The sequence below is a fragment of the Microcoleus sp. LAD1_D3 genome (genome assembly GCF_036702135.1).
GTDB lineage: Bacteria > Cyanobacteriota > Cyanobacteriia > Cyanobacteriales > Microcoleaceae > Microcoleus.
Window position 1 is genome coordinate 20,497 of sequence record NZ_JAUBSB010000005.1, and the last position, 26,501, is coordinate 46,997.

General features: G+C 45.2%; 16 protein-coding genes. 10 read left to right on the forward strand and 6 right to left on the reverse strand.

All coding sequences use genetic code 11. The features are described 5' to 3' along the window. Nucleotides 1-11: 11 nt before the first annotated feature. The 5 genes from QUA74_RS03995 to QUA74_RS04015 all read left to right on the forward strand — a co-directional run bounded on the left by QUA74_RS03995 (nucleotide 12) and on the right by QUA74_RS04015 (nucleotide 8,924). Complete coding sequence (locus QUA74_RS03995) at nucleotides 12-3,020, forward strand: peptidase domain-containing ABC transporter (protein WP_333325189.1); 3,009 nt, start codon at nucleotides 12-14, stop codon at nucleotides 3,018-3,020. Nucleotides 3,021-3,078: 58 nt separating this feature from the next. Further along, complete coding sequence (locus tag QUA74_RS04000) at nucleotides 3,079-5,079, forward strand: chromosome partitioning protein ParA (RefSeq protein WP_333325191.1); 2,001 nt, start codon at nucleotides 3,079-3,081, stop codon at nucleotides 5,077-5,079. A 319-nt stretch (nucleotides 5,080-5,398) separates the two neighbouring features. Then, nucleotides 5,399-7,102, forward strand: a complete 1,704-nt coding sequence (locus QUA74_RS04005; RefSeq protein ID WP_333325194.1) for a hypothetical protein — start codon at nucleotides 5,399-5,401, stop codon at nucleotides 7,100-7,102. Between the two features lie 3 nt (nucleotides 7,103-7,105). After that, complete coding sequence (locus tag QUA74_RS04010; RefSeq protein ID WP_242724549.1) at nucleotides 7,106-7,867, forward strand: glycosyltransferase family 2 protein; 762 nt, start codon at nucleotides 7,106-7,108, stop codon at nucleotides 7,865-7,867. Then, nucleotides 7,860-8,924 (forward strand): NAD-dependent epimerase/dehydratase family protein, encoded by a 1,065-nt coding sequence (locus QUA74_RS04015; protein ID WP_333325197.1) that lies wholly within the window; start codon nucleotides 7,860-7,862, stop codon nucleotides 8,922-8,924. The genes QUA74_RS04010 and QUA74_RS04015 overlap by 8 nt, the downstream gene beginning before the upstream one ends. A gap of 84 nt (nucleotides 8,925-9,008) precedes the next feature. On the opposite strand, the gene QUA74_RS04020 is transcribed toward QUA74_RS04015, so the two are convergent. Next, on the reverse strand, nucleotides 9,009-9,698 hold the full coding sequence (locus QUA74_RS04020; RefSeq protein ID WP_333325200.1) for a methyltransferase domain-containing protein: 690 nt from the start codon (nucleotides 9,696-9,698) through the stop codon (nucleotides 9,009-9,011). 49 nt (nucleotides 9,699-9,747) lie between these two features. On the opposite strand from QUA74_RS04020, the gene rfbC reads away from it, so the two are divergent. The 4 genes from rfbC to QUA74_RS04040 all read left to right on the forward strand — a co-directional run bounded on the left by rfbC (nucleotide 9,748) and on the right by QUA74_RS04040 (nucleotide 14,152). After that, nucleotides 9,748-10,293 carry a dTDP-4-dehydrorhamnose 3,5-epimerase gene (gene rfbC, locus QUA74_RS04025; protein ID WP_333325203.1) on the forward strand — a complete coding sequence of 182 codons (546 nt, stop codon included), beginning with the start codon at nucleotides 9,748-9,750 and terminating at the stop codon, nucleotides 10,291-10,293. 2 nt (nucleotides 10,294-10,295) lie between these two features. Continuing rightward, nucleotides 10,296-11,168, forward strand: coding sequence for a dTDP-4-dehydrorhamnose reductase (gene rfbD / locus QUA74_RS04030; protein WP_333325206.1), 873 nt, complete (start codon nucleotides 10,296-10,298; stop codon nucleotides 11,166-11,168). Nucleotides 11,169-11,315: 147 nt separating this feature from the next. Continuing rightward, on the forward strand, nucleotides 11,316-13,094 hold the full coding sequence (locus QUA74_RS04035) for a hypothetical protein (RefSeq protein WP_333325210.1): 1,779 nt from the start codon (nucleotides 11,316-11,318) through the stop codon (nucleotides 13,092-13,094). A gap of 83 nt (nucleotides 13,095-13,177) precedes the next feature. Then, nucleotides 13,178-14,152: a glycosyltransferase family 2 protein gene (locus tag QUA74_RS04040; RefSeq protein ID WP_333325212.1), complete on the forward strand. Its 975-nt coding sequence runs from the start codon at nucleotides 13,178-13,180 to the stop codon at nucleotides 14,150-14,152. Nucleotides 14,153-14,247: 95 nt separating this feature from the next. On the opposite strand, the gene QUA74_RS04045 is transcribed toward QUA74_RS04040, so the two are convergent. The 5 genes from QUA74_RS04045 to smc all read right to left on the reverse strand — a co-directional run bounded on the left by QUA74_RS04045 (nucleotide 14,248) and on the right by smc (nucleotide 24,691). Beyond that, entirely contained in the window at nucleotides 14,248-16,080 is a 1,833-nt protein-coding gene (locus QUA74_RS04045; protein ID WP_333325215.1) for a DUF6798 domain-containing protein, read from the reverse strand. Nucleotides 16,081-16,092: 12 nt separating this feature from the next. After that, nucleotides 16,093-18,273, reverse strand: a complete 2,181-nt coding sequence (locus QUA74_RS04050; RefSeq protein WP_333325218.1) for a hypothetical protein — start codon at nucleotides 18,271-18,273, stop codon at nucleotides 16,093-16,095. An 81-nt stretch (nucleotides 18,274-18,354) separates the two neighbouring features. Continuing rightward, a complete protein-coding gene (locus tag QUA74_RS04055) occupies nucleotides 18,355-19,380 on the reverse strand; it encodes an SGNH/GDSL hydrolase family protein (protein WP_333325221.1) in 1,026 nt (341 codons plus the stop codon). A gap of 326 nt (nucleotides 19,381-19,706) precedes the next feature. Then, nucleotides 19,707-20,735 (reverse strand): PRC-barrel domain-containing protein, encoded by a 1,029-nt coding sequence (locus QUA74_RS04060; protein WP_333325223.1) that lies wholly within the window; start codon nucleotides 20,733-20,735, stop codon nucleotides 19,707-19,709. A 68-nt stretch (nucleotides 20,736-20,803) separates the two neighbouring features. Beyond that, nucleotides 20,804-24,691, reverse strand: coding sequence for a chromosome segregation protein SMC (gene smc, locus QUA74_RS04065; RefSeq protein ID WP_333325225.1), 3,888 nt, complete (start codon nucleotides 24,689-24,691; stop codon nucleotides 20,804-20,806). A 365-nt stretch (nucleotides 24,692-25,056) separates the two neighbouring features. On the opposite strand from smc, the gene murA reads away from it, so the two are divergent. Further along, nucleotides 25,057-26,478: a UDP-N-acetylglucosamine 1-carboxyvinyltransferase gene (gene murA / locus QUA74_RS04070; protein ID WP_333325228.1), complete on the forward strand. Its 1,422-nt coding sequence runs from the start codon at nucleotides 25,057-25,059 to the stop codon at nucleotides 26,476-26,478. The last annotated feature ends 23 nt before the right edge of the window (nucleotides 26,479-26,501 follow it).

Below are 26,501 nucleotides of genomic sequence, written 5' to 3' on the forward strand. Positions count from 1 at the left end.
TCTAAAATCGGATGACTTCTTCCGCTGTTTCCCTCTCCCAAATTCAGGATTTCCTAGCTCAAACACCTCCCTTTGACCGACTCTCAGAGACGGCTATGTCAGCCTTGGTGGCTAAATGCCAACTCCTCGGCTACCGGACGGGGCAGCCCCTGTTTGAACGGGAAAAAATGCCGACTCAGGTGGCAATTATCTATCAAGGCCAGGCCCGGCTGCTGGGCTTTGACCAGCGTTCGCAGCGCCACGTAAGTTTGCGCTTGGTTCAGTCGAAGGAAATCCTTGGCTGGGCTGGCTTGCTCAGGGGAGTGCCCTGCGAAACGGCGATCGCCTCTACAGATGTGATCGCGATCGTCCTACCTGCCGAAGATTTCCTGAGCGTACTGGAAAAACAGCCGACCTTTGGAGAAGCCTTTCGCGAACACTGTTCCTTGAGCGAAGTATTTGAACTGTTGAGCCTGGAGTTGCAGCGCCAAGCCGACGGCACTTCCAATCTCAAGGAACTCACCCTGCAAGCTTGGCAAGACGCGACAGTTGTCAACGTACCAAACGGCAACAAAAAAACTCAAGACCTCGCTAAAGAGCTAGATGCCGATCGAATTTGGCTCGTCAGCAGCGGCGTCTTGGGCGACTTTCCCACCGGCAGCCGCTTCTCTGTGGAAAACGCAGCCAAATCCTTAAAAGTAGAAGGCCGCCTCGGAGCCCGCTTGGTCGGCTTCCGTGAACCCCCCGAAGCCCAACCCGAAACAGACTCATTAAATGGCACGCCAGATACAGTAGGCCCAGGGCAGAATCCGCCCAACGGAACATCGATCACGGTTATAGACGCCCCAGATCGTCCCCCAGAACCCAAAACCGACCAACCAAAGGATGCCGGGAGATACCCTGTTTTCCGCGCCAAAGGGCAGATTGAGGGCCCGCTTGCTTGCTTCCAAATGTTGAGCAAGTATTTCGGCCTCAAATTTCGTCGAGATATCATCCGCAAAGTTCTAGAAAATCAGTTAAAAACCGCCGGTTCTATCAGTATGCAAGCCTGCGGGGCGATCGCCCAAAGCATCGGCCTCACGCCCCAATTGGCGCAAGTGCCAGCAGAAGCCATCAACCGCATCAAAGCTCCCGTAATGATTAAATGGCAAGATAGCTTTGCCATTATTTACAGCATCACCGAGCAAGAATTGGTGCTCGCCACGCCCGAACAGGGGCTGATGCGGAAGCGGATACCTCAGTTTAAAGAAATATGGGGCGAACAGGGAGAAGTCCTGCTGCTGCAAGCTCCGCAAGTTGAGCAAAAAGAGCAGTTCAGCTTCTGGTGGTTTGTGCCGGCCCTCATGGAACACAAGACAGTGTTTTTTGAGGTGTTGCTCGCTTCGTTTTTTGTACAGTTATTTGGTCTTGCCAACCCATTAATCAGCCAAATAATTATTGATAAAGTCTTAGGTCAGCGCAGCATTGACACTTTGGATATTTTGGGAGCATTTCTGTTAGGTGTTGCCCTGTTTGAAGGACTGCTCAACGGTTTGCGTACCTTTTTGTTTATAGATACCTCAAACCGCATCGATGTCAAATTGAGTGCGGAGGTAATCGACCACTTACTCCGGCTGCCCCAGAATTACTTTGACAACCGGCGCGTGGGAGATTTGGTCTACAAATTCAGCATGATGGGTCAGATTCGGGAATTCATGACGAGTACAGCTCTGACAGTGGTTCTCGATGCGGTATTTTCGGTGGTTTACGTCGCCGTTATGCTCTCTTACAGCGTGCAGCTAACTTTTGTATCTTTGGCAGTGGTACCGATACTGGGGCTGATGATTGTTCTAATCAATCCGCTGGTGCTGCGCCTGATCAAACAGAGAAATATGCGTTTTGCTGACTCTCAATCTTATCTAGTGGAAGTAGTCAGCGGGATTCAAACTGTTAAGGCTCAAAATATTGAATTGAAATCCCGCTGGGAGTGGTCGAGCCGCTACGCAAAATACATTACAGCCAGTTTTAAAACAATTATCACGGGGACTACGGCCGGTACGATTAGCGGCTTTTTAAACCAGGTGGGTAACTTAGCTCAGTTGTGGGTGGGAGCTTATTTGGTACTGGGAAATGAGATTACTTTGGGTCAGTTGATTGCTTTCCGAATTATTTCCGGAAACGTGACTGGTTCGTTGCTGCGTTTTGTGAGCGTGTGGCAGAGTTTCCAAGAAGTCTCGATGTCGATCGATATGCTTAAGGATGTGGTCGATACGCCGACGGAAACCAGCGATGAAGACCGCAGCAATATCCCGCTGCCGGCAATTCAAGGGCAGGTTACCTATGAGGAGGTTTCCTTCCGATTCCTGGAGAGCGGGGCACTGCAATTGGCTAATGTTAATTTGGAATTTCCCGCTGGCAGTTTTGTGGGAATTGTGGGTGGAAGCGGTTCGGGTAAAAGTACGGCGATGAAGCTGTTGCAGCGTCTTTATCCGCCGTTGTCGGGTCGGATTTTTGTTGACGGCTATGACATTGCCAAGGTGGAATTATATTCGCTCCGCAGCCAACTTGGGGTGGTGCTGCAAGATACTTTGCTGTTTAACTGCTCGGTACAGGAAAATATTGCTCTGAGTAATCCCGATGCGAGTACGGATGAGATTGTGCGAGCTGCAAAATTAGCGGTAGCTCACGATTTTATTATGGGCTTGCCTGCTGGCTACAATACGATAGTCGGAGAGCGGGGTTCGTCGCTTTCTGGGGGTCAAAGGCAGCGTTTGGCGATCGCCCGCACGATTTTGCAAAACCCGAAACTGCTGATTTTGGACGAAGCTACAAGCGCCCTCGACTACCATTCCGAACGCCAAGTTTGCAATAACTTAGCAGAAGCTTTCGCCGGCCGCACGGTGTTTTTCATTACTCACCGCCTGACTACCATCCAAAACGCTGATGTAATTATTATGATGGATCAAGGTTCTGTAGTCGAGCGGGGAACTCATAAAGAATTAATGGCTCTTAAAGGGCGTTACTACTGCCTCTTCCAACAACAAGAGTCATCGAATACCTGATCTCTAACAACTCACAACTGATCACTAACGCTTAACAACTGAGAACTAACAAATGGCAATGAAATCGTTAATACTTTCTGAGCAACCAGTCATTCTCGAAAAACCAGCGATTTGGTCGCACTTGTTTTTGTGGATGATCATGCTGATGACCACTTCTGCTGTAGTTTGGGCTTATTTTGCTAGCGTAGAGCAAGCTGTCCCCGCTGTGGGCCAATTGGAGCTCAAAGATGGTGCTAGAGACATCCAAGCACCTGCTACGGGCGCAGTGGTGAGACTTCACATTGAAAATGGCGATCGTGTGGAAAAAAACCAGCCTCTGCTCACTTTCAACCCCCTTGCACCCAGTGCCGATTTAACATCGGTTCAGAAAACTAAAGAAGCTCTGGAAAAGGAAAATAAATTTTACGAAGATGTTGTCAACGGCAAAATTCAAGGCGCTGTTCCTTCTAACCTAGAATCAACAATCAAGGACAGACAGAGCCTTACGGCACAAAATCAAGTGCTGCAAGCTTTGATTGACGAACTGTACCTCAATCGGGGAGCCAGCGGAAATTTTGATGCTGCTCAGCAAGGACTTTATGTTAATTATCGATCGGAGTTTCTGTCTCGCGTCGCGGCAGCCCAAGGCCAAGTTCAGGAGTTGGAAAAACAACTGAAGCAAGCTCAGGATGCTGAGAAAGCCGCCGGCGATCAAATGACAGTGGCGCAACAACAATTAGGTTTTGCCCAGAACCAATTAAATTATGCTCAGCAGCAGTTAGGTTCTTCGCAAGAGCAAGTAAAATCAGCCCTGGCTCAGAAAGATTTGGCCCAAGAACAGTTAGCGAAATCGCAACAAGTATTGAAGTCGAATCAAAACATTCTAGGCAGACTCGCCCCCCTGGTGGAGGAAGGAGCCATTGCTGAACTGCAAAAAGAACGTCAAGAGCAAGATGTTTTCAGAGGCCAAAGCGACGTTCTCAAACAACAAGATCAAATCAAGCAGCGTGAAGGTGAAATCAACTCTCGCAAAGGCGAAATTAACACACGCCTCGGTGAAATCAATACCCGCCGAGGTGAAATTAACGCGCGTCAAGGTGACATCCAAAAAATTAGTGCTGACATACAGCGCCAGCAAGGAGAGCAAGCACGTATTCAGGAGTCCATCAGCCGCGCCGAAGAACAGTTGAAAAACACCAAGGATTCCTGGGCAAAAGAACTTTACAGCAAAATTGCTGAAAACGAGAAACAAATTGCCAGCAGCGATTCTCAGCTAAGCCGCTTCAAAGTGGAAAACCTGAAAAAGTTGTCCGAGGTGAACGCTCAGCTAGAAAAGGCTCAACAAAACCGCGACACTCAAGTTCTGAAAGCTCCGGTATCCGGTGTTATCTTCGATTTGAAGCCTTCTACGAAGGAGAAAGCTAAGTTGGATATGGCGAAAGATCCGATATGCCAATCCATTATTAATTCGGTGGTGAAACCGGGCGAACCGCGCCCAGCACGCTGCGAAGAAGCTTATTACGAAGCGCAGCAAACTGAAAAGCTGCTTAAAGTTTTGGATGACGACAACGGTTTGGAAGCAGTTGTTTACCTGGAAAACAGCAATGTGGCTCTAGTATTGGATGCTTTGAGACAGAAGCGGGCAAAATTGGAGCAGTATCACGGCAAGCAATTAGACGGAGAAAAGATTGACTGCGAAATAGGTAAAAGTTGCGTTTGTCCAGAGAAGGAAGTTAACAGAGAGAAACTGGGTTTGACGAAATACCAATGCGTGCCTGTGGAAGTGAATGTAGAAGCTTTCCCAGCGATGGAGTTTGGTACTGCTGAGGGTGAAGTGATAGAGATTAGCAGCGATGCTGAGCCTCCTACTGAACTGCGGAAATACTACGCTTTCAAAACCAAAATTAAGCTCAACAATCAGAAGTTTGTTTTGAACAAGGACAAGGCAAATGAAGTGGAGGTTAACTTGCAGTCGGGAATGGCAGTGAGTTCTAATATCAATATTGGCAAGCGGACTGTTTTGCAGATGTTTATCAACCGATTTACTGGGAAAATGGATACGTTCAAGACTATTAAGTAGCGAAAACTTGAGGGTTGACGGTTGACCGTTGATTGTCAGTAAAAAAGCTGATGATAAGCTGTCGCGCATTTAAATTGTATATTCAGGGCGGGCGGGACGCCCACCCCACAAGACTTGGATTTTTTTTGACAGACAATTTAAATGCACAGCTTATCATGTCCGGTCGAGCGATCGGGATTTTTGTAGGGGCGGGTTCATCAACAATACCTGCGAATAATTGACAATCTCAAAAACCCGCCCCGACCGGGATATTATGGTTAATCGATCGGACATGATATGACGAGATTTTACAATTCCGATGCTACCGGATTTGATATTAATGAAAAAAATCATATTATTTACTTTATATTTAATTCCTGTCCTCTTATTAATCGGATTTGTAGCGAATTTTAGCGTTAACGTTCCCGTTGATGACGAGTGGAGGTTAGCTAGCCTTTTTGAAAAAATAGCTGCGGGAAATGTAACTTTTAACGATTTTTGGGCTTTGCACAGCAACCACCGCATAGTTTTCCCTAAAATAATTATTGCGGTTCTGGCTTTTGCTTCCCGATGGAATATTAATTATCAGTTGTGTCTCAGCATAGGTTTGGCTGCGATAACTTTTATCGCTATGTACAAGTTATCCTCGATGCAAGTTAAGAATGTCGCGGATGATTTGTGGCATTTAGCTAATATTTTAACTTGTATTTTGCTTTTCTCTCTAGTTCAGCACGAAAACTGGCTTTGGGGATTTCAATTAGCTTGGTTTTTAGTCAATTTGTGTTTTGTCGCTGCGGTTTATGCGCTGGTTTCAAATCATAAATTATTGCCTAATATTAGAATCTCTATTGCTGCTGTATTCTGCTTAGTTGCTAGTTTTTCGCTCGCTCAAGGCTTGCTGTCTTGGTTGTCTGCGATTCCGGCTGTGGCGGCTGTAGAAGGAAATGCGGCGCCGAAAAGAAAAAGACTTATTGTCTGGATGCTGCTGTTTGCTACAACATGTGCTGTTTACTCAATTGATTATCATCCTAGCCGGAAAGCAAGTATTATTTCATTGTTGAATAAGCCCCTGGTGGTAATTGATTACTTTTTGAGTTTGTTGGGTTCGCCAATTGTGAGATCGCCTGGAATTTCCGCATTAGTTGGATTGCTAATATTTGCAAATTTCTTATTTTTGGGATTCCACTTTGGGAGAAAGATTACTGAGCATCGTGAGGCTTTACCTTGGCTGTCAATAGGTTTGTTTTCGGTTTTATCGGCTCTGTTTATTACGGCTGGTAGGGCAGAATTTGGGGCGATTCAGGCGATCGAATCGTCGAGATATACGACTAATTCGATTTTGCTGTTAATTGCTTTAGTTCAGCTCGGTCAATTGTTTGTCCGAGGTAAGATTGATACCATAAATCGCACCTATAAATTTGTTTATCGGGTGTTAGCAGGGCTGTTAATTGGGATAATTATTGTTAACTCTCAACAGGCGATCGCCCAAACTAGATCCGCACTTCTTTACAAACAAGGCGCTCAAGATTGTTTGCAGTTAATTAACTATCTGGAACCCTCGGCTTTCTTCAATAATTCGCCGGAAAGCTGTTTGAGGGTGCTGAGCAAAAAAACTTGGCTGGTGAGAGAAGGCGCTGCAATTATCGATAAAATAGGTTGGCTCAAGTTCGCGAAAAATGTAGATTTTATTTCTAATACCGAGAAAGTTTACGGTTATTTAGACAAACCTCAAACTAGCGATAAATCCTTGACTGTTAAGCAAAATGATGCTGTCAAGGCTGCTGGTTGGGCGGTTTTGCCAGAAAATTTGCAACAGCCACATATTGTACTGCTATCTGTCGGCGAGAAAAAATCTTTTTTTGCTAACGCTTATGTAAATTTGGACAGTCCCGACATCGCTAAGAGTTTAAAATCTGAGTTGTACAACAATGCAAGGTGGGCTGTGGATTTGTCGGATAATAATTTGCCGATCGCCCAAACGGAAATTAAAGCTTGGGTGTATAATCCTGTTGACAACCAGTTTGTCCAGTTGCGCGGAGGATGAGGAGTGAAAATTTCTGTGATTATACCAGCCCACAATGAGGAGGGCTGTTTGTACGGTACTGTGCGGGCGATCGCCCAGACACTGGATTTAGAAGGCATTCCGCACGAAATTTTGATTGTGAATGACAACAGTGTCGATCGAACTATTGATATTTGCCAAGAATTATCAGAGACTTTTCCCACAGTTAGATACATCAACAATCAACCTCCCAACGGTTTCGGATTTGCTGTGCGCCGGGGTTTGGCGGAATTTGACGGCGATGCTGCGGCAATTGTGATGGCGGATGCTTCCGACGATCCGATGGATTTGGTAGCAGGATACCGCAAATTGCAAGAAGGATATGATTGCGTTTTCGGTTCCCGCTTTATCAAAGGCGGTTTTATAGTTGATTATCCAATTCACAAGTTAGCAATTAACCGCTTAGCAAACTGGTTTGTCAAAAGTATTTTCGGCTTGCGGTACAGCGATGTCACCAATGCTTTTAAAATTTACCGCAGAGAAGTAATTGAAGGCGTACAACCGATTTTGAGTCATCATTTTAATTTGACAGTGGAACTGCCTTTAAAAGCAATTGTTCGGGGTTTTTCCTATACGGTGATTCCTCTGAGGTGGTACAATCGGACTGCGGGTATTTCTAAGCTTAAAATCAAAGAGATGGGCAGTCGGTATTTATTTATTGTCTTGTATGTCTGGCTGGAAAAACATCTGTCTCGCGGCGACTACCACCGGACTAGAAAGATAGCAAAGTTGAAAGTGAATGCCTGAGAGAATTTTAATTGTTGGTGGTGCGGGTTTTATCGGCAGTTGTTTGGCAATTGGTTTGAAGAAACTGCACCCGGAATGGCAAATAATTTGTTTAGATAACCTGCGTCGCCGGGGTTCAGAATTGAATCTGCCTCGGCTTAAAAGTTGCGGTATTCAGTTTGTTTACGGGGATATTCGCACAGCGGCAGATTTAGATCCAGTTGCACTCAATGCTGACTGCATTATAGATTGTGCTGCGGAGCCTTCTGTGCTGGCTGGTTTTAGTTCGCCACAGTACGTTTTGCAGACGAATTTACTGGGCACTGTCAATGTTTTGGAGTTGGCCAGACAAACGGGTGCTAGTTTGCTGTTTTTGTCTACGAGTCGCGTTTATCCGATCGCCAGTGTCAAATCTGTTAAGCTCTTAGAGTTGCCGAATAGATTTGCGATCGCCCCTGAGCAAACTTTACCCGGTATATCGGAGTTGGGCATATCAGAAGACTTCCCATTAAAAGGACACCGTTCGCTTTACGGAGCAACTAAATTAGCTTCGGAATTACTGATTGAGGAATACAGGGAAGCATACAATGTACCCGCAATTATTAACCGCTGCGGGTTAATTACCGGTGCTTGGCAAATGGGTAAAGTCGATCAGGGAGTTTGCGGTTTGTGGGTGGCGGCTCACTATTTTCAAAAGTCGCTGAGTTATATCGGTTTTGGCGGCAGCGGGAAGCAAGTTAGGGATTTGCTGCACGTTGAAGATTTGTTGAGGTTAGTTAATTATCAGTTAGAACATTGTGCTGAATTTGACGGCGAAGTTTTTAATGTTGGCGGCGGTTTGAGCAACAGTCTTTCTTTGGTTGAGACAACTGATTTATGCCAAAAGATTGCGGGAAAGTCTATTCCGATTAATCCTGTTTTGGAGGAACGCGCGGGGGATATTCCGATTTTTATTACTGATTCTTCCAGGGTGATGGAAAAAACAGGATGGCGGCCTGTTATTGGGCCGGAAGCAGCGTTGCAGGATATTTATGATTGGATTGCTGCTAATGAGGTGGTTTTAAGTTCGATTTTGTAGGGATTTTTTAACCGCCGATGCAGGGGGATAAACGCGGATAAACGCAGATGTATCTCTCTGCCTGGATCAGACTGGGAATGCCAGTCATGAGTCTCTGCCTCTATTGTTTTTTTTCGATGCTTTAACAAACATTTGGCCTCCCAAAAATTGCCACAAAAAAGGTAATTTTAAGTAAACTTTTAAAAGCCAGGGCGATGCCGGTCTGCCTTTGGTCGAAAATGGTAAAAATCTCGGTATCATTAGGTCAATTTCAAAGCCAACGGTTTGTAACAGTTCTTGCAGCGATAAGTGGGTAATCGGTAATTGATGATCAATAAAATCGTAATATTCTTTGAAAGAATATTTGAAATTTGGTTGGACAACTAAGAGAGAACCCCCTGGCTTAAGCGCCTCAAAGCAAAATGAGATAATTTGGATGAGTTCTTCCTTATTGCGGAGATGTTCAAAAAAGTTAGAGATAAATATCCGATCAAATTCTTCGCTAAAAGCTGGTTTTTCGTCAAAAGTTAAAACATCAATATTCAGCACTTTTACATCAGAATTAGCAAATAACTTGGAATCGGGATTAAGGTCAATTAAACATTTTTTTTGAGCCGGGATTTGATTTATAAACTCGCAGTAACCGCCGCCAATATCTAAAACGGCTGATTCTGGAGGAACATAATATTGTAAGAATTCGTCAATTAAAACTTTCCATAGTGCCACCTTGGCTTGCAGTTGTCGGGAATCAAATCGATTGGCGTACAATTTTTTGAGATATGCGTCGGCTTTCATAGTAAAATAGCAGAGACTGAGTATGAGTTTATCACTTTCACAGCTAACTATGAATGTTATATCTACCGAAATACCGGAAGTTCTGATCATTGAGCCGAAAATTTTCGGGGACGATCGCGGTTTCTTTTTTGAGAGTTTCAATCACCGAGCTTTTGTCGAAAAAACAGGTGTAATGGCAGAATTTGTTCAAGACAATCATTCCAAATCCTCTAAAAATGTGTTGCGCGGTTTACACTACCAAATGCAGCAGCCTCAAGGCAAATTGCTGCGGGTAGTTGCTGGCGAAATATTTGATGTAGCGGTGGATATTAGACAAAGTTCGCCGACTTTCGGAAAATGGGTGGGGTGTTTGGTGAGTGCAGAAAATAAACGGCAATTTTGGGTGCCGGCGGGATTTGCACACGGTTTTTTAGTGGTTTCGGAGACTGCTGAAGTTTTGTACAAAACTACAGATTATTACGCACCAGCACACGAGCGGTGTATCCTGTGGAATGACCCTGATTTGGCGATCGACTGGCCGCTAGATGGTGCCCAACCAATCTTATCAGCTAAAGACCAAGCGGGACAAACCTTCAAAAAAGCTGAACTTTTTTAACAATGAAAATTTTACTCGCAGGTGGCAACGGACAGCTAGCTCAAGAATTGCAGCCGATTTTATTATCTTCGGGAGAGGTAATTGCGCTCGATCGCACTCGCCTCGACTTATCCCAACCGGAAAGCATCCGTCAAGCAATGGCTGAAATTCAACCGGATTTAGTCGTCAATGCGGGTGCTTACACTGCGGTAGACAAAGCGGAAAGCGAACCGGAATTAGCAAACGCAGTCAACGGCATTGCACCCGGAATTTTCGCAGAAGAATGTGAAAAACTGGGAGCAAGTTTGATTCACTTTTCTACGGATTATGTATTTGACGGCAGCCACGGTTCGGCTTATTTGGAAACAGATTCTACAAACCCGTTGGGAACTTACGGTAAGTCTAAATTAGCAGGCGAGGAAGCAATTAGGAAAGCGGGAAACCGACATATTATTATTAGAACCGCGTGGGTTTACGGCAACGGTGGCAAAGGTAATTTTGTCAAAACAATGCTGAGGTTGGGAAAGGAAAGGGAAGAAATTCGAGTAGTAGCAGATCAGATCGGAAGTCCTACTTGGACGGGCGATTTAAGTGCGGCGACTTCGCAAATTATTCCTCTCCTTGGGCCAGAAACTTTTGGGACTTACCAGTACACTAACAGCGGAGTGTGTAGTTGGTATGATTTTGCGATCGCCATTTTTGAGGAAGCAGCACAACTCGGCCTTCCCCTAAAAGTTCAGCGCGTAATTCCCATCACCACCGCCGAATACCCGACACCCGCAAAACGTCCGGCTTTTTCGGTTCTCTCTACGGTAAAAATATCAGCACTTCTAGGCACGTATCCTCCCCACTGGTGGCAAGGACTCAGACAAATGCTGGCAACCGAAGTGAAATAAAAATTCGAGTGTAAAGTAGCCAGAAACCGGGTTTTTTAACCAAAATACTTGGTTCTAACCCTCAATCAAGTAAAAAACCCGCTTTCTTTAATCCCAGCGCGTACAACTTAGCCCAAATCGATTAAAAATATCGCCATCTCCCAATCCATGAAAATCAAGCAACAATATATTTTAATTGCCGCATCAATTCTCGGCCTTCTAATACCAGCTTCATATATTTTGTACTTGATATCGCAAGCGGGAGACTTGTCTAATTTTGATTATTGGTGGATGACATGGAATTTTTATTCAGTAGAGGGTTTCTCTACAAATCCTTTTAATTGGATATTTCGGGCGAACGAGCATTTTGTCTTGATTCCGGCAATTATTTATGGCTTGAATATAGTTGTCACCCAAGGTTCAAATATTGGTTTATGTTTAGTTGCCTGGTTCTTGGCTTGGATTCAGTGCCACGTATTAATTGCTCTGCTGCCGTTAAAATTGAGGCGTTCTCCCCTGCAATTTATCTCGCTACTCCTTTGCATTTCTATTTTTAATTTTACTCCGGCGGCGGCTCACAATTGGATGCGGGGATTCAGCGGCGTTCACTGGATAATTGCTAATTTATTTGTGATTTGTTCGATATTTTGTTTGCAATCCTATGTGACGCTTTTGTCAAGTAAGAGGGAGGGGGAGCCTCTGGATATTCATTCCCAGGCAGAGCCTGGTAACGAAGGATGGAAACAAAATAAGTGGGTAATTGGCAGCATTGTTTTTGGCGTTTTAGGGTGTATTAGTTACAGCACTCCTTTAGCTTTGTGGCCGATATTGTGTGCTGCTGCTGTTGTGCTGCGGTTTCCTCGGCGAATAACTTATTTGTATTTCATTGCTTCGATTGCAGTGATTGGGATTTATTTTTTAACTTATAAAACTCCATCTCATCACCCTTCTTTAACTAAAATTAACCCGCTCAAAACTCTCGAATATATTCCAACTTATCTCGGCGGTATTTTTAGCGAAAATATTATTGTTGCTTCAATTATTGGTATAATTGGTTTGATTGCAGCGACGGTTTTTTTGGCTTATTGGCTATTTGTAAAAAAGGTAGATCGCGCGGATTGGCTACCTTGGCTATCAATCCAACTTTACACGCTGCAAACGGCGTTAATGGCCGCGGTTAGTCGATCGGGATTTGGCGTCGAACAAGCCACCGCTTCGCGCTACGCCACACTCCCAGCTTTGTTTTGGATGAGCACAATTGTGCTGACAGTATTGTGGGTGCGCGAGTTGCAGCCAACACCAAGAATTCAAGGGCGTTGGCTGACACCGCTGTTTGCAGTCGCCACAGTTGCGATTATTTTAATGTACGGGGTGGGAGGCGAAACTGCAATGGCGATCGCCCGCAGAGCAACCTATCAACCGTTAGTAGCATTATCACTGCAATTAGGCATCACCGACGTAACGCTAATTAAAGACCGCGTAGGCAACAAACCCGCCGCTTTTATCGGGTTAATCGACGCCTTAAAAACTAACAACTTAGTGCCCTTTAACCGAGACATCAAAAAACACAATTTCTGTGCAGCATTAGACACAAAAATCGACGCAAATTTACTGTCAGCACCCAAAGACGGAGTACCCGGATATTTTGATACAGTAACTAAAGTCGCGCCCGCCGCCTCCAGAGTAATTGGCTGGGTAGGAGACCCCGAAAACAATGTAAAATGTATTGCCATTCTCAACCAAGAAAATGTCGTTCGAGGTTTCGCCATGTCAGGATTTCCGCGCCCAGATTTAGTTAAATTGTTTGGCCCTTCCTACGAATTCGCAGCTTGGAGAGGATACATTCAAACATCACCAACAGATAAATTATTAACAGCCTATGCCTCCTTTAAAAACCGCAAAGGTTGGGTCGCCTTGCGAAACTCCCAAGTTATAAATAAAAACTAAAAAACCTCTCTTTCTCCACCTCTGCGCCCTCTGCGGTTAATAAGAAAATCTCATTGACAACACAAATGAAATAGAATAGCCCTATGCCTAAACATCTCAGCTTCGTAATCCCAGTTCACAACGAAGAAGCTACCCTCAAATTACTGTTTGAAAAAATCCAACTTGTCATGTTTCAAACAGAAATTGACAGTTACGAAGTCATTTTCATTGATGACGGTAGCCGCGATTATTCCTGGCAAGAAATCACAGATTTAGCCAGCCAGCATCCCAAACTAATTAAAGCGATTAAAATGCGCCGCAACTTTGGCAAATCCGCCGCACTTTCAGCAGGATTTCGTAATGCAGCAGGGACAATTATCTTTACTCTCGATGCTGACCTTCAGGATGATCCCGCTGAAATCCCCAAATTTTTACATCATTTAGAATCGGGATTTGATTTAGTTTCCGGTTGGCGAAAACAGCGGAACGACCCGCTTTCTAAAACTTTACCTTCCAAGCTGTTTAATGCCGTTGCGTGTTTGCTGACAGGGGTGGAAATGCACGATATGAATTGCGGTTTTAAAGCTTACCGTAGGGAAGTTTTGCAGTCGATTAAATTGTACGGGGAATTGCACCGCTACATTCCAGCTTTAGCAAACAATTTAGGGTTTAAAATTGGCGAAGTAGTTGTGGAACATCATCCGCGAAAGCACGGAAAATCTAATTACGGCTGGGAACGTTATGCGCGGGGTTTTATTGATTTGTTGACGGTGTTAGCCACCACGCAGTATTTGCACAAACCGGGTCATTTGTTTGGAGGATTGGGCTTGTGTTTTGGCTTGGTTGGAACTGTTTCGCTGAGTTATTTGATAGTTATTTGGTTTCTGAATTTGGCGGGGATGAATTTTGGGCCGATCGGGAATCGACCTTTGTTATTTTTTGGGATTTTGTGTACAATTCTGTCGGTGCAGTTGATTTCTTTAGGGATTTTAGCTGAGTTGATGGCGCGGAATGTGGATGCTGATTATGTGGACAAGCAAATTAGCGAAATTATTGATGATTCGGGTTTTGATATTTAACCGCCGATTAGATTCGGCGGTTGAAGAGGCTTCTATAGAAACAAAATCGGCGCCACGTCAGACTGAATAAATATCTTATGTCTTCAAGAAGAGTATTATCTAATTTTAAACAATATCCATTTACCTTCTTGCTCTACTATTTCTCCGTCAATATTTGGGTGCCAGTCAGTACGAGTCAGGATATAGTCGGCGTGATATTTTCTAGCTATTTTGACTAAATCTGCACTGCTGCGGCGGATGAAAAAGTCATTTCCTCCCCAAATCATTTGCGGGTTTAAGGGAACCCCTAAAACGGTTTCCATGCGAGTTTGCCATTCTTTGATGCCTTTTTCGGTAAAGGGAAAGTTCTTGAAGTTGACGACAATCGCTCTTTCGGAGAAAAACTGGAAGCGGGTAACTGAAGGTGGAATTAATACGAGTGAATCGCGGCTGCTAATTTGCGAAAATCGCACAGCTAATTTGCTTAAGTCGTCTCTGGGAACGGCATTTATGTTAACTTTTGTTTGAAATACATTTAATATAGGTTTGGGCAGAATTCCTGCTATTCCAAAAACTAAGGTGGCGGTAGTTATTAAGGCTAATGTGTGAGTTAGAGTCTGTTTTATAGATGTAGGTAGTGATGTTTTTTCTAAAAGGAATGGGAAGGCGAGGATTGAGAAAAAAACTGAGATGCTAATTATTCGATCGCCTATTATTTCCCATGAATCAGTCAGCGGATATATCAAGCTGAAAATTACCGTTCCTGCTGCTAAAATCCACAACAATATATTATATCGTTTGGGAAATACGTAATTTTTTGTTTGCCAAACTGATAATCCTAAGAAAATGAGGCCCCGAAAAGGCAAAGTTAGTACAGCTAACAGCAACAAACTGATAGCTATTTGTTTATCTCTGTAAAGTCGATCTACCGTCAAAGCAACAGCAATAAATATAATTAATTGAGCAAAAGGTACAGTTCTAGCTAACTGTAATTTTGCGATAAAAGCCCAAGGGTAAACTTCTACAAATATATAATTCAGAAACAGTGCGAGAATCGAGGTACCAACAATTGTATAAAAATTAACTTTGTCTTCTTTTGGCAACAAATCAGATTTTTTGATGCACAGCAAGCCACCAATTATGAAACATATAAAGTTGAACCAATTCCCGACATCCCAATTTGACGGGAGGATGTGGTGAGGGTTGCGGACTTTCGCGTGAATGTAGACAAAATCAGCGTTGTCGATAGTGTGAGTGCTGGTAGTACCTGTTAATAACATCGGTACGTAAACGATACTTGCCATTGCTGCTAAAAGTGCGATCGCCAAAATCAATGTTTTGAAATTCCGCTGTCTTACAGATTGAATAACTAAAACGGGAAGCATCATCAATCCCGGCAACAAACCAACTAAAAATTGCAGCAAACAACCCAGTCCAAAAAAGAAATATCCGGTCAGCCATTTGTGGCGCAAACTAAAGTAAATTCCCCAGATTGCGAAACCCATTGCGAAGGTACTGGGTACTGATTTGGTGGAAAATATCAGGGTGTTACCAACATCTGTAAATGAAGCGGCTATACATAAAAAAGCCATCGCTGCGGCAGGCAGTTTGGAATTAGTATAGATATTGATAATTGCGTAGCAAGCTAGGATAAATGAACCAAAGGCTAGGAATTGATAAATAAAGTGCGCTAGGGGAATGCTGGTTCCTAAGTGGGCGAGGAAATAGATGATATAATAATAGTAGTATCTAGGATTGAATTTCACCATTTCCTGAACGTAATAATCATTTTTATACAGTTCAGGATTTAGCATAAATTGAATTGGCGGCACTTCGGGGAAATTGCCTCCAATTGGGAAAATATAGCCAGTGGCTATCAGGGAGCCGATGATGACAAAAGTATAGAGAGAGAGATTAAAATACCAGTGGGATTTTTGATGTTTTTGCATTGACGGTTCCACTTATCTACTGACAGCCAAATTGTTAATCTCCAGTTGGCATTGGTTTGTTAAATCCTGTTTGCTGCTACTCAATACCTCAAGCAGCAGATACAGGGGATTTTTGCCCTCAACTAATAGATTTAAGCCCATCGCACTTTTTTGACTATAAGCCATCTCTGCTGAGTCTATTAATTTACCTTGCTTGTCCCACAAAGTCAAGCGCAGGGCAACTCCCGGACATTGTTGGTTAGGTAAATTGAGTTTGCCGGTAACTTTCGCTTTGTCTGAAATGGAACCTAAATACAGGAAAGATGTATCGAGTTTCTTGCTGTTTTTAATTGGATGAGTTACAATATTATATAGGTTATCCGATTCTTGACTGACTGAATAATTGGCACTTGTATAGATTGATTGATGCAAACTAATCCAATCTAACTGCGTGCCTGGTCGATCGACTATTTGCCGCTGCATCGCCTCCAGAGTCCTAACTGCCGTTGCTGTATCAGTCGGCCGCATCCTCCGGTAAACGCTGACAGTCACGCCGTTTTCTAGCTTAAACTGTTCCGGTAGCAATTGGAAATCGCGGGCAATTTCCCAGTTTTGAGTAAAGGCATCGTACACAACTTTAACAACATCTTGTTCTTGCGATCGCAAAACTTGTTCGTCAGTCGGTAACACCTGCTGAAAAGGTACAGCAACCACCGCATATTGTGCCTGCAACAACTCCGGTAGCGGGTAAGTATCGCGCGAGTCAATTTGTGGCCTGCCGATTGTATTTAATTTCCACCAACCCTCCGGCGGGTTTAATTTTCTGTTGGCTTGTCGGAGTATGTTAGCATTAAAACTGTTAGAAGCACCGGCAATATAAATTGGTTCTTCATTCGGTGCTACTTTTCGCAGAAACTCTACTAATTTTACAACTTCGTCGTAGTCCGATCGCACTAACGGCGGAAAATTAGCCATAAACAGTCTTGACAAATCAATTTTGAGAGGAATTAACCCGACTGCGGCATTCACAACCAGGTACAAACCCGCCGCGCCCAGCATCAAATACCGGGATTTTCCCTTGAGTGTCAGCCAAGTTGTCCAGAAAAATGTGGATAGTCCTAAAAGTGCGATCGGTGTAAGATGAATTGTATAGTGCAAGTAGCCGTAACGCAAAACTAACAGCCATTCAACCAGCGACAAAACCCCAAACAACGAAACAAAAATAGCCGCCGCCGGAACCAGGATTCGAGTGAGAATTCCCGCCGAAAAACCAATCATTACCAGCAGCCAAGTTCCCAAACCGTAAAAATCCGCATAACGAGTTAAAATATCATTTACAGGCAAACTCCAAGCGACATACAAATTGCGATAGTCAACCGTCAGAGCACTGCGAGTAAAATCTCCCGCTACCAACATTAAAATAGTTAAGCTAGTTGCAGCTATCAAGCCCAATTTTACAGTGGATTCAAACAAGCATCTGTAGGCAAACGGCACTGCCGCGTCCTTGTCTTTTGAAGACGACAACGCCGTTTCCTTACGGTATATTAGTACAATAAACTCGATGAAAGCCTGTAAAGTAGCTGCACCAAAAAATGCGATCGCACTATAAGCAAAATGGCGCCGCAACAGAATCGCTGCCGCCAGCAAAAACCCAATTAAGGGGATTTTCCACCAAGATTTTAGCTTAACATCCTGCAAATAAACCAAAATTGCCAAAGCTACAAACACACAGCCGCCAGTATCCAGATATCCCCGCAGAGTCGGTAGCCAACTCATCGGGATTAATAAACTTAGCAGCACAGTTGACCAAAACACCCGGCGGGGATAAACTGGAATTAGCTTTGCAGAAATTGCCCCCAGCAATAGGCGAAACGGCAGCACATAAATTAGGGATACGCTGAGAATGTAACTCAGCCGAGACTCGCCAAATAAGAGAATAAACGGCACTAATGGCAAAGATATTAATAGGTTTTTTTCTTTAGATAGCGATTCTATAACTCCCCGCCATGCTTGATCTGAGGAGTCTCGAAATAAATTTGCCGTGTTGACTGTAGCGGTATTGTATCCCGCGTAATCCCACCAATAAAAAGTATGTTCGCTGGATACATAGATTGATGTTACTGCAAGGATTACAAGAACAAGTAGAAACAGGAAAAAACCATTAATTAGAAAGTTTCGATGCCCTTTAAAAGAAACAAAATTAAATAATCCCATCAGTCTAGCAACCCTAAATAACTCGTAAACTTCCTCTTTATCTCTGGCTTCGCGCCCTTGGCGCCTTCGCGGTTCATTAACTTACCTTAAAACAGTGCCTTGCAAAAAATCTTCCAACTTTTCTGCATATTGCCGATTGGCGATCGCACTTGGATGAAGGTCATGAGGTAAATTATTATTGGCAGGTATTTTCAAATCAACCGAAATATCCGCCGTAGCAATTCCCTCCTGACTTAATTCCTCCAACATCTTAGCAGAACCCGCATTAATTCCCGCTACAACTAACTTAACACCATTCGCCTCAGCCACACGGTTAAACTCTTCAATAATTGCCTTAGAAACCTCGTGACTTTTGTACAATCCCTCTTCAAATTGATTGTAATTAACCTCCAAAAAATGGCTTAATGCAGAAACCCGCATCAGCGGGAACTCGCGATATTCAAGTTTTGCCATCTTGTAGGTAAAATTATTTTCTTCATTCAGCCTAGCATCAGGCTGCAACAGAATACCGAGTTTATTCCAAGCAGCCATTTGCTTTCTTCTCGCCCTTAACAAAGTATTGCGACGGTCGTGAAACCCCGCATAAGCAATCACCGCAATTTTGGGTTTATTTGCTTGTTTGAGTCCTTCTTTGAATTGAATCAACGAGTGCAGCGTGCCGTAGCCGTTAACCCCAAAACTTACTATTTCATACTTGGGTAATTTCTCTTGCAGCAACCAAGCATAAGTTTCGCTGTCATTCAATGACCAACCGTAGGTAAAGGAACAGCCAAATATCCAAATCTCAGGTTTTTTGGAGGATTGATTATAAGTATTGAGGGGATGTGTTATTCTGAAACTATTATTGAGGTGAGTTGCATTAAATGAGTAATTGCCGTTAAGTGTCACCTTGAATTTACCCGGCAAATGCTTGTAGCCGAGTTCCGAGTCTTTCGTAAAAAAATTACCTTTGGGTTCGACGGCAACATCAACATTTTCTATTTGCCAGGGTTTGTATCCCGCAACTCGCAAGACAATTTCAGCCGTGGTGGTAGATATAAATATTGGAAAAATTAGATATGTTATTAATCTAAAAGCAACATTTTTAGCAAAATCTTTTTCGCTCATTAACATAATATGAAACGTCAGCAAAAGTATAGTAAACTGCCATGCCAGTATTATCTACTTCATGGATCTAATTTAATTAGATTGAGCGCACCAATATCAGCAACGGGCTAGAAGCCCGTTCCACAAAAAATAAACTTGATTGTGGAACAGGCAAGATGCCTGTTCTTGAGAATAGTGCCACATCTCAGTTTAAACTCACATCTTGCACCAATATCAGCAACGGGCTAGAAGCCCGTTCCACAAAAAATAAACTTGATTGTGGAACGGGCATCTTGCCCGTTCTTAAGAAGAGTGCAAAATATTGGTTTCAGCTAATTGAGTAATTCCTAATAACCAGGCTCCTCCTCATACTCAGGAGTCTTAGCTTTCTCAGGGATATTCACCCGAGGAGCCTGGTAAGGCTTCGGTGCCTCATCGTCAGCCCAAGCATCAGCCTCCACATCATCCTCGTACTCGTACTCCACCACCGGCGGCTTCGGCCGAGAAATCTCAGCGCGAGTGTATTGTGGCTTTTCCTCGTACTCCTCCTCTTCGTAATCGTCTTCCTCGCCGCCCCAATTATCCTCTTCGTAATCCTCGTAATCCTCCTCGATTGGCTGCTGCTGTGCCTGCACCGCGCGCATCGGCGGCTGGCGAACCGCAGGCCGATTCCACTCTAAATCCTCATCCCAAGGAACTTCCTCCACCGCAGGCGCAGCTACCCGGCTCCGCATTTCCGGTGCAGGTATCCGCACGCCCGGGCCCAATTGATTTCCCGTAGCCACGGGTTTCGGATAATAACCTGCCTCGTCCTCTTCTCGTTCCCAAGGTGCTTGGCCCAAACCAACGCGCTCCAGCAAACCCACACTAAGCTGCCTGAGCCTTTCCTCGGAACCTTCAAACACAATCAAGCGATTCGGGCCGCTGCTGACAATTTCTTCAATCCCCAACTCGTAAGTGCTGAGAACTTGGTCGGGGATTTGGGGGATTCCCAAGGAAGCGATAATTATAGAAACTAACTTACCGTCTTCGGGGTCGAACCTAAAGCCCCGCACCCTACCCAAAAGTTCGCCGGTTTCGGTAATAACTTCGCTGTTAATCAAAATGCTGTAGACTTCAACATCAACATCATCTTCGATCGCGCTCTCATCTTCTACCAACAGCACGTCGCCGATTTCGCTGACATTGTTGAGGAACATAAACCTCGGCATTCCAGCGACCGCGAATATATTATCACGCAGACCGATCGCCACAACTTCCCGCCGATCAATGTCCACCCATAATTGACTAACCACCCCCAAGCGTTTACCTCTGTCGCGGGTGATGACCTGAGTGCCGAGAAGGTCGGAGCGTTGGCAAATTTGTTCGGATGTCATTGTAACTTTAATCCTGATTTATTAAGTACATATATCACTCAACACGATCATTAACCGAGACTCCGGGACTACAACTTCAGCCCTATGACTTGAGTATAAGCTCCCCGCGCTTGAGTAACGCCAATTGTACGCTCAGCCGATTGAATCATAGGTCGCCGCAAACTCACAACAATAAACTGCGCTTGTTCCGACTGTCGCTTTATCATTCTAGCCAATCGCTCCACATTTGCCCCATCCAGAAACATATCCACTTCATCAAAAGCGTAAAACGTAGACGGGCGGTAGCGTTGCAGGGCAAAAATAAAACTCAGCGCCGTCAACGACTTTTCGCCTCCAGACATGGAAGCCAGTCGCTGTACGGGTTTGCCCTTCGGGTGAGCGACCAAATTCAAGCCACTGCTGAAGGGGTCTTCCTGGTCATCTAGCTGGAGATAGCCATCGCCTTCGGAAAGTTCCGCAAAGATAGTCTGGAAGTTCTCGTTAACCGCGTCGAAAGCTTCTTTAAAAGCGCGTCGCCTGAGTGTGGTAAAATTTTCGATTCTCAACAGCAGTTCAGTGCGTTCTCCTTCCAATGTCGTCAATTTTTGACTTAATTCTTGAAGGCGTTCTTGAGTGCGGTTGTACTCTTCCAAGGCTAGCATATTGACAGGTTCTAAAGCTTGAATGCGTTTGGCGATCGCCTTTACTTCCTGCTGCAATTCCGTCAAATTGGCTTTCTCGACATTTTCCGGAATCGACGGCACGGGGTCGGGCATTTCCGCCCGCTGCGTTTCCAATAGAGTGCGGATTGCGGCTAATTGTTCCCGGCGTTCTTGCTGGGTTTCGTGAAGTTTTTGCAACTGCCATTGTAACTGTTGTTTGGCTAAATGCTGTTCTCGCAGTTGAGATTCTGCCCGATCGCGATCTCCCTTCTGCACGCCCAATTTTTCCTCAATTTCCCCCAAAGCCGCCTTAGCTGCGGCAATTTGTCCATCGAGTTCTAACTGCTGCGAAACTATGCGATCGAGTGCATCCGCCCCCGCGTTTTGCTGCACTTGCCAATCCTGCAATTTCTCGCTGCCTTCCTTAATTTTGTCTTCCAAACGTCCGAATTGATTTTCCAAGTCTACAAGGCGTTGCTGGACGTTTCTCAGAGCCAATTCTCGCTCTTGCAGTTGCGCTTCTAGAGCGCGCAAACTCGATTGCATTTGCTGCCATTCGCTGTGACTGTTCGACTCTTCCAACTGCGCCAAAGTTTGCCGGTACTGCTGCAATTGAGTTTCCTGTGCGGGCAATTCTCGTTCCAGCAACTGCAATCTCGATCGCGAATTAGTTAATTCCTGTGTGTTTTTCGCAATTTGCGATCGCACTTGTTCCTGTTGCGCTTGCAAATTCTTAATTTCAGAATCCAACTGTTCCAATCTCAACTGATTTTCGCGTAAACTCTGTTTCGCTTCCATCAATTCTTGGCTGCGAGTTTTGACTGCAACAGAGGCGCGATCGATCGCAATTTTACACCGTTCCAAAATCCGCTCAATTTCCTCCAACCTTTCTTGCAGAGATGCGATCGTCCGCGCTTCACTAGCAGCCTCACTAGCCTCAACCGTGCCAAAATGCAACGTAGATCTATTAGTAGAACTTCCCCCAGTCATCGCCCCGCTAGTTTCCAAAATTTCCCCGTCCAAAGTGACAATCCGATACTGTCCCAAATAGCGGCGAGCATCACTGAGGTTGCTAAACACAACCGTACTGCCAAAAACGTAAGCAAAAATTTCCTGATACCGCGAATCGCAGTCAATCAAATTAACAGCCGCATCCACAAACCCTGCCGCGCGCCGCAAATTTTCATTCACCGAATACCTGCCGCCCCTAATCTTGTTCAAAGGCAAAAACGTCATCCTTCCCGCCCGTTTTTGTTTCAGCAATTCGATCGCAGCAGCAGCCACGCTGTCATCTTCCACCACCATATTTCCCATGCGGCCGCCCGCCGCAATTTCCAGGGCCAATTGATAGCGCGGTTCTACCCTGCCGAGTTGAGCCACCAAGCCGCAAACTCCGCCAATTCCGCTTTGCGCGACAATTTTTGCAGTAAACGTTCCCGTCGCTTCTTGCAGTGCTTGAAACTGCACTTCTAGCTTGTCTAATTTGCGCTGTCTTTCCCGCTGTTCTTCCAACAAACGATTTTGAGTTTCCTGTTGCAGTTGCAATTCTTGTTCGGCTTCGACTAAAATCTGATTCAGCGATTCTACTTGCAAAGATGCCACGCCTTTGGTTTCCCCAAGGCGAGATTGCTGAGTTTTTTTAGCTTCAATTTCCTGTTCCAATACTTGCAGCGATTGGTTTTGTTCTTGAATTTGACTTTGCAGGCGATCGGCTCTTTCGCCAATGGTAGCTTGTTCTGTACGCTGCGGTTCCAAAGTTTGTTGAATTGTCTCGATTTGGCGGTGCAGTTCCGTTTGCTGCTGTACCCAAACTTCGGCCGTCGAGGCGATCGCATTTGCAACTTCCCGATTTTCATCTAAACTTTGCTGGGCTGCGTCCCGCTGTTCCTGAAAACTCCCCTGCTGAGACTTAACATAAGATATTTCAATCTCAATTTGCTCCAAACTTTGCTTAAATTGCCGAACTTCTTCCTCAGTTTGTGCTATGCTAGCCGCCATTTGCCCAGCAGTTGTTTCCAAATCCTGTTTGCGGTTTTGCAGTTGTCGCCGTTCCGCTTCCTGAGTGGCAATCGTCGCTTGTAAAGCCAACAATTCTGACTCTCCCAAAGCTTTAACGCGGGCATTCAGTGCGTCAAGTTCGGCGGTTGCTTCTTGAATTTGAGTGCTAATTGCTTGCAGTTGTTCCGTGAGAGATGCAGAAGTGCGATCGCCCGTTTCGATTTGTTCTCGCAGCTTCCATTCTTGCTGCTGCAATTGCCGGAATTTCAGCACAATTTCCCACTGCGACTTTTCTTGAAATTCCGCCCGCAATTTTTGATATTTTTCCGCTTTTGTGCGATCGGAAGCCAGTCTATCGCGTTGAGACATCAGCTCTTTTTCTACAATCCTGCTGCGTTCTTCGACCTCCTTAACTTCATCCAACTTCTGCCTAGCTAAAGAGATTTTGCGATCGAACTGAGCCACCCCAGCCAATTCGTCAATGATTTCTCTGCGTTCCTTAGAATTCATCGAAATAATGCTGGTAACGTCTCCTTGTAGCACGACGTTATAGCCTTCGGGATAAATTCGCAAGCGGTTGAGTTGTTCGTGAAGTTGAGTCAGCGTGCAAGGTTGACCATTAATGTAATAAGTTGAAGTGTAAGTACCTTGGCGAGTTACCCGAAGTTTGCGCGTCACACTCCACTCATCCGATTTTGGATTTTGGATTTTGGATTTTTTATTAGTAGCGAGTAGTTGTCCGTTGTTGTCTTGAGTTGCTGCGATTTCAATCTCTTCTACGTCTTCAACAGATAACTCATCCAATTTTCGATTTTCGATTTTGGATTTTAGATTGACAGATGATTGGCCGTTGTTGTCTAGAGTTTCGGCAGTTTCTATCCCTGCGGCTTCTTCAACAGATAGAGGCGATTTTAGATTGACAGGAGATGATTGGCCGTTATTGTCTAGAGTTTCGGCAATTTCTATCGCTTCGACTTCCTCTGCTTCAACAGATAACTCATCTGCTGCATTTTCCTCCTCATCTTCATCCTGGGCGAACCATTCCTCCCCCACATCTTCCAACGCAAAAGTCGCAGTCACGCTAGCTTCGATCGTACCGCGTTTGTTTTGGGCGCTGTTCACCAAATCCGGCAAACGTTCAGCCCGCATTCCCTTAGAACTCGAAAGCCCGAGACAAAACAGCAAAGCGTCGAGGATGTTGGACTTCCCTGAACCGTTGGGCCCGGAAACCACAGTAAAACCGGGCAGCACGGGAATGGCCGTCGTGCCGCCAAAAGATTTAAAGTTAGTCAGTTCGATCCGTTTAATGTGAACCATGTGCTAGGAGTAGCTTTGGCTCTAGGTTGTTGTCACAGGGTAGCACAGGCAATGGGGCGATCGACAATGTGTTAACTTTCTGGCATTGTCGATCGAACCGATATCTTACACCTTTGTCAACAACCGAGTCGGCTTTTACTTAAAAAGTTCGTTGACAAAGGTACAACATCTGAGATCCGAGCGAGCGCTACAAATGAACGTAAATTTTGATACAGATAACTTCATGAGACTCGATCGACATTATTTGTGCGCTCAAACCTGAAAGCCTTACCCAGACTGAAGGTTGGCAAATATAATGCCAAGAATTCCTAATGTTACCCCTAGACATATAAAAACTTTCCGGTAAAATCGAACCAAAATTAATAATGTATAAAGTAACGAAGCGAATTATGGAGGGCAAACCCATTACACCAGCTCAGAACTCATCAAACCTGCCAGCTTCACCTGAAAGCGACGAACAACAAGTATTACAAATTTGGGGTCGCGAACCCCTCAAAGGACACGTCAAAATCAGTGGCGCCAAAAACTCGGCCTTAGTCGTCATGGCAGGAGCCCTGCTATGCCCAGAGGATTGCCGTCTCCGCAACGTTCCTGGTCTAGTCGATGTCGCCCGCATGGGGCAAATTCTCTCGGCTGTAGGAGTCAAATTACAGCAGCACGGGGACGTTTTAGACATCAACGCCAGCAACCTCATAGACGCTCAAGCCCCCTATGAATTAGTCAGCCAACTGCGGGCGAGCTTCTTCATCATCGGGCCGCTGGTAGCACGTTTGGGATTTGCCAAAGTGCCCTTGCCCGGTGGGTGCGCCATCGGCGCGCGACCCGTTGAACTCCACGTTCGCGGTCTGCAAGCCCTCGGCGCCGAAGTCCACATCGACCACGGCACGGTTCACGCTTACGTCAAAGGGCCGAACCGCCGCCTGAAAGGAGCCAAAATTTATTTGGACTACCCCAGCGTCGGGGCAACTGAAACTTTGATGATGGCGGCGACTCTGGCTGAAGGAGAAACCGTGATTGAAAATGCGGCTCAAGAGCCGGAAGTCGCAGATTTGGCGAATTTCTGCCGCGCTATGGGAGCAAAAATTCAAGGCGCTGGCACGAATACGATCGTCATTTCGGGAGTTCCCAAGCTGCACGCGGTAGACTATTCAATTATTCCCGATCGCATTGAAGCCGGAACATTTTTAGTAGCAGGAGCCATCACTCACTCCGAAATCAGTTTGTCGCCGGTAATTCCCGACCACCTGACCGCAGTCATTGCCAAATTGAAGACAATTGGGGCGAAAATTATTGCAGAATCCCCCGACATTTTGCGGATAGTTCCCGGCCAAACTCACTCGGCCACAGACATCGAAACTCTGCCTTATCCCGGTTTCCCGACAGATATGCAAGCTCAGTTTATGGCTTTGCTGACGCTGAGCGAAGGCGACAGCTTAATCAAAGAAACCGTGTTTGAGAATCGCTTGCGCCACGTAGCAGAGCTCAATCGCATGGGCGCAGACATTCGCCTTAAAGGCAATGTAGCGATTGTGCGCGGAGTGTCGCGGCTGTCGGGTGCGCCGGTAGTGGCAACAGATTTGCGGGCTTCGGCGGCGTTAGTGTTAGCGGGACTTGCAGCCGATGGTGTCACCACCATCAGCAGCTTGCAGCACTTAGACCGCGGCTACGAGCAGTTAGAGGTGAAGCTGCAAAAATTGGGAGCTAAGTTGCGGCGCGTCAAAGAGGGTACAGACCCGGCGACTGCTGAGGCTCCTGTCAATCCCGTGCGATCGGGTTTAAACTGTTAATTAGTCAGTTGACCGTTGACTGT

Bases quoted from the DNA above. Each gene is read 5' to 3' on its own strand.
- QUA74_RS03995 (WP_333325189.1), top strand. From the start codon at position 12: ATGACTTCTTCCGCTGTTTCCCTCTCCCAAATTCAGGATTTCCTAGCT.
- QUA74_RS04000 (WP_333325191.1), top strand. From the start codon at position 3,079: ATGAAATCGTTAATACTTTCTGAGCAACCAGTCATTCTCGAAAAACCA.
- QUA74_RS04005 (WP_333325194.1), top strand. From the start codon at position 5,399: ATGAAAAAAATCATATTATTTACTTTATATTTAATTCCTGTCCTCTTA.
- QUA74_RS04015 (WP_333325197.1), top strand. From the start codon at position 7,860: ATGCCTGAGAGAATTTTAATTGTTGGTGGTGCGGGTTTTATCGGCAGT.
- QUA74_RS04020 (WP_333325200.1), bottom strand. From the start codon at position 9,698: ATGAAAGCCGACGCATATCTCAAAAAATTGTACGCCAATCGATTTGAT.
- rfbC (WP_333325203.1), top strand. From the start codon at position 9,748: ATGAATGTTATATCTACCGAAATACCGGAAGTTCTGATCATTGAGCCG.
- rfbD (WP_333325206.1), top strand. From the start codon at position 10,296: ATGAAAATTTTACTCGCAGGTGGCAACGGACAGCTAGCTCAAGAATTG.
- QUA74_RS04035 (WP_333325210.1), top strand. From the start codon at position 11,316: ATGAAAATCAAGCAACAATATATTTTAATTGCCGCATCAATTCTCGGC.
- QUA74_RS04040 (WP_333325212.1), top strand. From the start codon at position 13,178: ATGCCTAAACATCTCAGCTTCGTAATCCCAGTTCACAACGAAGAAGCT.
- QUA74_RS04045 (WP_333325215.1), bottom strand. From the start codon at position 16,080: ATGCAAAAACATCAAAAATCCCACTGGTATTTTAATCTCTCTCTCTAT.
- QUA74_RS04050 (WP_333325218.1), bottom strand. From the start codon at position 18,273: ATGGGATTATTTAATTTTGTTTCTTTTAAAGGGCATCGAAACTTTCTA.
- QUA74_RS04055 (WP_333325221.1), bottom strand. From the start codon at position 19,380: ATGAGCGAAAAAGATTTTGCTAAAAATGTTGCTTTTAGATTAATAACA.
- QUA74_RS04060 (WP_333325223.1), bottom strand. From the start codon at position 20,735: ATGACATCCGAACAAATTTGCCAACGCTCCGACCTTCTCGGCACTCAG.
- smc (WP_333325225.1), bottom strand. From the start codon at position 24,691: ATGGTTCACATTAAACGGATCGAACTGACTAACTTTAAATCTTTTGGC.
- murA (WP_333325228.1), top strand. From the start codon at position 25,057: ATGTATAAAGTAACGAAGCGAATTATGGAGGGCAAACCCATTACACCA.